8 protein-coding genes are annotated in these 6,192 nt (G+C 30.8%); 4 read left to right on the top strand and 4 right to left on the bottom strand.

Going from position 1 to position 6,192, the window contains the following annotated elements; translation table 11 throughout:
- Together J6V67_RS07115 and J6V67_RS07110 are read right to left on the bottom strand one after the other, a co-directional pair.
- Nucleotides 1-455, bottom strand: a 455-nt coding sequence (locus J6V67_RS07115) for a SurA N-terminal domain-containing protein (RefSeq protein ID WP_291860777.1), incomplete at its 3' end; no start/stop codon positions are given.
- Between the two features lie 106 nt (nt 456-561).
- Nucleotides 562-1,140: a class II aldolase and adducin N-terminal domain-containing protein gene (locus tag J6V67_RS07110; RefSeq protein ID WP_291860774.1), complete on the bottom strand. Its 579-nt coding sequence runs from the start codon at nt 1,138-1,140 to the stop codon at nt 562-564.
- A 107-nt stretch (nt 1,141-1,247) separates the two neighbouring features.
- Between J6V67_RS07110 and rsmH the strand changes: the two genes are divergently transcribed.
- Genes rsmH through J6V67_RS07095 form a run of 3 tightly spaced genes read left to right on the top strand, consistent with a single transcriptional unit; the run spans nt 1,248 to nt 4,401 of the window.
- Nucleotides 1,248-2,171 (top strand): 16S rRNA (cytosine(1402)-N(4))-methyltransferase RsmH, encoded by a 924-nt coding sequence (rsmH, locus tag J6V67_RS07105; protein WP_291860771.1) that lies wholly within the window; start codon nt 1,248-1,250, stop codon nt 2,169-2,171.
- Nucleotides 2,168-2,449, top strand: a complete 282-nt coding sequence (locus J6V67_RS07100) for a hypothetical protein (RefSeq protein WP_291860768.1) — start codon at nt 2,168-2,170, stop codon at nt 2,447-2,449. The genes rsmH and J6V67_RS07100 overlap by 4 nt, the downstream gene beginning before the upstream one ends.
- Nucleotides 2,449-4,401 (top strand): FUSC family protein, encoded by a 1,953-nt coding sequence (locus J6V67_RS07095; protein WP_291860766.1) that lies wholly within the window; start codon nt 2,449-2,451, stop codon nt 4,399-4,401. Before J6V67_RS07100 ends, J6V67_RS07095 begins: the two co-directional genes overlap by 1 nt.
- Here J6V67_RS07095 and J6V67_RS07090 read toward each other — a convergent pair.
- Complete coding sequence (locus tag J6V67_RS07090; protein ID WP_291860763.1) at nt 4,387-4,899, bottom strand: hypothetical protein; 513 nt, start codon at nt 4,897-4,899, stop codon at nt 4,387-4,389. The two genes, J6V67_RS07095 and J6V67_RS07090, sit on opposite strands and share 15 nt — an antisense overlap.
- 92 nt (nt 4,900-4,991) lie before the next feature.
- On the opposite strand from J6V67_RS07090, the gene J6V67_RS07085 reads away from it, so the two are divergent.
- Nucleotides 4,992-5,867 carry a D-amino acid aminotransferase gene (locus J6V67_RS07085; protein WP_291860761.1) on the top strand — a complete coding sequence of 292 codons (876 nt, stop codon included), beginning with the start codon at nt 4,992-4,994 and terminating at the stop codon, nt 5,865-5,867.
- 161 nt (nt 5,868-6,028) lie between these two features.
- Here J6V67_RS07085 and J6V67_RS07080 read toward each other — a convergent pair.
- A partial coding sequence (locus J6V67_RS07080) for a BspA family leucine-rich repeat surface protein (protein ID WP_291860778.1) occupies nt 6,029-6,192 on the bottom strand: 164 nt, incomplete at its 5' end.

The raw sequence follows: 6,192 nt of genomic DNA, 5'->3' as shown, positions 1-6,192 counted from the left end.
TCATAATCTTTTGGTGAAATTCTAGCCTGTTTTAATGCATTTTCGTATTTTGTTTTATCAAACTTGCCATCAGTCAAAAAGCTAGCATCACTCATTAAAGCTAAAATTATCTCTTCATCAGAGATGCTTAACCCTAGCTCATCAGCATAACTTAACATAATATTATCTTGGATTAATCGTTGCAATACAATCTTATCAAGTCCCATTTGCTCGGCTTGTTCTTTGCTAAATTTGCCATTAGAAGCATTGATATAATACTCATACATAGTACCATATTTTTGTTGAAATTCGCCAATTGAAATATTTCTATTTCCAACCTTGGCTACGGATTTAGCACGATTAGTATTCATATCATAGGCACCCCAACCTACAAATCCAGCACCAACAAAAGCTATGGTGCTAACCCAAATCGTAACAACTAAATATTTCTTGTGTTTTTGCATCCAAGTTATCATCAAATCACCTTTTTTCTAAAGGCTTTATTTTAGCAAAAATTGCTTTTAAATTACCTTAAAATCAGCATTAAAATCAAATTTTTATTAAATTTAATTTACCCAAAAATCAACTTGCAAATCCATTTGAAAAATTTAATAGTTTGCAGCTATTTTCTAAAAGTGCTATTGATTTAGCCAAATCATGTGCAGTTCTTTCATAAAGATAAACTCCATAACCTTTGATAACTACGATATTTGTACGCTTTTCTATCATATAGCGATAAATTTCTGATGGTGCTCTTTCATACCAATCATCAAATCTTTTTGGATCATAAATAAAAATATTACCAAATCTCATATAGCCAAAATAATCTTTTGGCTCCAAAAAGGAATGATTTATGCTATAAGCAGTAATAAATGGCGGCATTGAGTAGCAGACATATTTTGCCTCAGCTATATTTTTGTAGATATTTAGATGGATATCAGCATCTATGCTTGCATCATTCCATCTATAATCTTTTTTAGAATATAAAAGTGTCAAATCATCATCATTTAGCCCATCAAAAATCGCATCTTTTTTATTAATAACAAATTGATTATGCTCAATTCTTGCTGATATGGAGCCGTGAAAAATACCTAGAAAATTCTTTTTAAACATCGATGATGAGATTTTTTTAATCTCGCTGATTGAATACTCTATATTCATAACTCTTCCTAAAATTTGCACAAAAATTACAATATTATACCAAATTATAAGGCTCTATTCATCAAATTTATGATAAAATTTTTGCTAAATTTATTAAAGGCAAGCTTTTGAATTCTATCCATATTCCTGTTTTACTTAACGAAGTTGTTGAAGCTTTTAAAGATATTAATGATGGTGTTATATTAGATTGTACACTAGGCTATGGTGGTCACTCAAAGGCTTTGCTTGATACCCTGCCAAATATCAAAATAATAGCCTGCGACCAAGATGATATGGCGATCTCTTATTGCACGAATAAATTTAAAAATTATACAGATAGAATTCAAATCTACAAAAGCAACTTTAGCCAAATTTTACAAAAAATTCCACAAGAAAATATAAGAGCCATTCTAGCTGATATCGGCGTTAGCTCACTTCAATTAGATTTAAACGAACGTGGATTTGCCCTTAAAAGCGATATTCTTGATATGAGAATGGATAGCTCAAATCAGCTTGATGCAAAAACTATAGTAAATAATTATAGTCAATCTCAACTTGAAAAGATATTTTACGAATATGGTGAGCTACCAAATGCTAAGAGTATAGCTAATAAAATTATTATTGCTAGGCAAAATAAAGAAATAAGCTCAGCTAAAGAACTAGTCCAAATCATTGGCAATTCAAATTTACAAAATCGCTCTGTAAGTATAGCTACTTTAGTATTTCAAGCAATTAGAATAGAGGTAAATAAAGAACTAGATGTGCTAAAAGAGTTATTAAATTCGATCCAAAACTCAGCCATAAATCACGCAAGAGTAGCAATAATAAGCTTTCACTCGCTTGAAGATAGAATAATAAAAGATAAATTTAAATCTTGGCAATCAAGTTGTATATGTCCATCTGAGGCTATGCGCTGTGAGTGTGGCAATAACCATTCTATTGGCAAAATTATCACCAAAAAGCCAATCACACCAAGCGCTCAAGAGATAAAGGCAAACTCAAGGTCAGCATGTTCAAAAATGAGAATCTTTGATATCAAGAGGCAAAGATGACTGATAAAGAAAACCTACTCCAAAGCAACACTCGTAGAGTTAAAAATGAAGAGAATTTAAGCTTTAAGAAATTAATTATTGGATATATAATTTTATTTATTATTCTTATAATTACTCTACCAAAAGTATATTTTAGTAATGAAATTTACTATACTAGCAAAGATATTGCCGAACTAAAAAGCAAGCTAAATGTACTAAAAGAAGAACATAGACTACTAAAGCAAGATTTGGAATTTATAAGATACAAAAATCAAATTATAGATAATATGAGCGACTAATGCAAAAAGTGGTTAAATTTCTAAACCACTACGACCCATCGTGGTTTGCGCTAAATTACTCAATTAAGGCAACTATATCAATCTTAATCTGCGGCTTTGCTGGGAATTTTTTTGGTGGATTTTTAGGAATGCTATATGCTGCAAATTCATCTATGATAATATTTTTCTTAGCTTCTCTTGATGGTAGCACAAAAATTAAAATTTACTACTTCTTATTATATATTATACTTGGAATTTTTGCAATTTTATTTGTAAGTACTGTTTTTAAATTTAGCTGGCTATTTTGCTTTTTTACGCTAATTTGGATGATAGTTGTAGGGTTTAGCAATCTTTTTAATGCAAATTTAAATAAAATACTTACAATTGTAAATGCTACAGGTTTGCTTACTATTATCGCTTCTAGTCAATCAAATTGGGATTTAACTCATGCGCTACAGAGTTTTATAGTTGGTAGTATGATTGCTATTGCCTTTAGGCTTACTCGCTTTGGAACATATGGTAAATTTACAAAGCGCTCTTGTACATTAATTTTAGATGATTTAATACATATGAGCAAAAATATTAATAATGATAAAGAATTTTTAAATTTAGCTAAGCAATGCGATGAGCATATCAACGAGATTAAAAAAGTATTTGCCCATAAAAGCTCCACTATAAAAGATGCTCGCCTAATCATTCACCACTCACGGGCAATTTTTTATCTATATAAATTAGAAGATATTTATCACCTACTTGTAGCTATGCAAAGGTATTTTAAAACTATCAAAGATTCAAATTTATTAAAAGAACTAAATAGCGAAATTAGCACAAATTTAATCGAACTAAAAAATATCTTTATCGATAAAAATAGCCATATCCAAACTAACGCCCTAGAGCTAGCTAGAGTTAGTAATTATGAGATTTTTAAGGCTTCTTTGGAGGTTTTATACTCTAAATTTAGATTAATAAAAGATGGCGGTGAAGATAAAATTGCTCTTGAATTTAAAGAAAAAAAGAGTCTAAAAAAGGCAATAAAAGATATAACTCTACATAATCCAATAGTACAAAACTCTCTTCGTCTAGCTATTGGTGTGAGTATTGCAATAGCTATTGCAGCTTTTGGTGATGTGCATAATGGTGTATGGATTGCTATTGGCGTTCTTAGTATGAGCAAAGATAGCTCCTATATGACTAAAATTACTGGAATTGCTAACATAAAAGGTACATTAATTGGCATTACATTAGCATTTGTTTTAATTCATATAGTAGTAAATGAGAATCTATTTGCTCTATTTTGTGTAATTTGTATTTTCTTAGCCTTTTATTTTAAAAACTTCCCACCAGCCTATGCAATGGCAGCATTTATGAGCGCCTTTGCTATGGCGTATTCATTAATTTTAGGCAATGCTGCTGATGTAGTTTATATTAGAATTATCGATATTTTAATTGGATTTATCCTCTCATTTGTCGTAGCATTTGTACTATTTCGCCATACTAATGAGATAAAGCTAAGCGATACATATATTAAGCTTTTGCCTAAATTTAAAAACCTTAGCAGTAGTATTATAGAAGGCAGATTTACCATCGAACTTAATGCAATATCAAATAGCCTAACTAGCTATCACAACACAATTACCCAAAGCGATAGAAACAAAGAGTTAAAGCGCTATCTTGAAATTTATAAAAATCTTCATGATATTAGCTCGCTACTTAGTAATCTTAAAGTTTATACCGATTCGCTTAAACAATCAAATAAACTAATTACTGCCAAAGATGCGCTAAATTCAGATATAAATATTATCGCAACTAGATTTGAGATGATAGAAAAAAAAGTAAATAAGCTTCCATATTACTTTTACGACAATATGGAAGATAGAATATTAAGCCAAGATATAAAAATTAAATTTCTACTCTTAGAGATTGCTAAAAGACAAGATAGGATAATTGCTCAAAGTGATCTACTTATTAGATGATATGCTATGAACTAGCTTATCTAATACATACTTTTCTAAATCCTTGCGTGATATTTCGTGTTTCATAGCCTCATTATATATTATCTCAATTTTTTGAGAATATTTCTCATATGGAAAGTATGGAAAATGCACACTCCAAGCCGATTTAATCAACTCAAGGCTAATTAATCTTCTAGTCCAAACCCTAAAATAATCAAACCCAATAAAAACGCACGCAGTCAAAATCACTGTAATAATAACAGATATATGCAAATCAGCTTCAAATTTGCTAAATAATATATGCAAAATCCACACAAGAAGAGCTAGCACAATAAAGCAAAAAAGTGCATAAATAGCATAAAATCTACGATTTCTATAACGGAAATTTAGCTTAGCTGGATCAATTAGCATACCTTCATTATATAGACAATTAGCCTCTAAAAGATCACGAAAAAGCACTGGCTGCTTAGAGACTACAAATAGATTTTTAAATATAAATTGTTTGAACTTTTCTACCATTTTCATATCTTTTATAGAATTTAAACCACGCATTATATCTAAAAATTAGTCAAAAACTGATAAAATATCTCAAATTTAAAAAAGGAGCATAGATGGCAGTATTAATATCGATGCAAAAGGTCTTTTTAAATGGTGATTTTATAGACAAAGATAGTGCTAAAATCAGCATATTTGATCGTGGATTTATCTTTGGAGATGGAATTTATGAGGTTGTGCCAGTAATTAATGGAGTAATGGTAGAAAAGCAAGGATTTTGGGATAGATTTAAGAGGAGCTTAAGCGAAATTGATCTTAGCTTGCCATATGCTACAAATGAATTTGAAACTATATTAAATAGATTAATACAAATAAACTCACTCCAAGAAGGAGGATTATATATCCAAATAACCCGTGGTATAGCCCAAAGGGATTTTAGCTTTGTAAGCGGTATAACGCCAACAGTTATGGCTTTTGCATTTAGTGATAGCGTCTTAGAACATCCAGGGGCTAAAAGCGGAATTACTATAATCTCAACTCCAGATATCAGATGGAAAAGACGAGATATAAAGTCTATCTCACTACTAGGCCAATGCTATGCTAAAAATCAAGCTACAATAGCTGGAGCAGATGAGTGCTTTATGATAGAAGATGGATATGTAACTGAGGCTGGCAGTAGCAGTGCATTTATCATAAAAGATGGCACACTTATTACTAAACCGCTATCTAATGAAATTTTGCCAGGAATCAGACGCCAAAGATTATTAAATTTAGCAAAAGAGATCGGATTGAAAATAGAAGAACGAAAATTTAGTATGGATGAAGTCTATAATGCAGATGAGTGCTTTATAAGTGCTGCGACTATAATCCTTTTGCCAGTCATTAAAGCTGATGGCAAGGAGATAAATGGTGGCAAAATCGGAGAATATACGACAAAGCTTAGAGAACTTTATAAAAGAGCTTTAAAACTAGAGGCTAATATAAGCTCATAAATAGCACAATTGCCAATTTCTCATTATAAAGATAAAGAAACGATAAAGATTTAAATCGGCCAAGCCTAGCAAAGCTAATACTATAGCGTTTGCTAAGCTTTAAATAAAGACACCAAAGCAAGTAGCTTTAAAATGGTATCTCATCATCATCCATCAAATCATTACATATTAGTAAATTTGGGCTTATTCTCATCATTGATTTTACAACCTCTAAACATCTCACTCATATCAGTTACACTGCTTACATTCCAGCTATTAAGCGGTTGATTGAAATCATAGCAACCAGCAAACATCCCACACATATTAGTTACACTGCTTACATCCC

The organism is Campylobacter sp., assembly GCF_017646085.1.
In the GTDB taxonomy this organism is placed as follows: Bacteria; Campylobacterota; Campylobacteria; order Campylobacterales; family Campylobacteraceae; genus Campylobacter.
The sequence above is the reverse complement of the archived record's forward strand: the minus strand, read 5'-3'. Positions and strand labels throughout refer to the sequence as shown.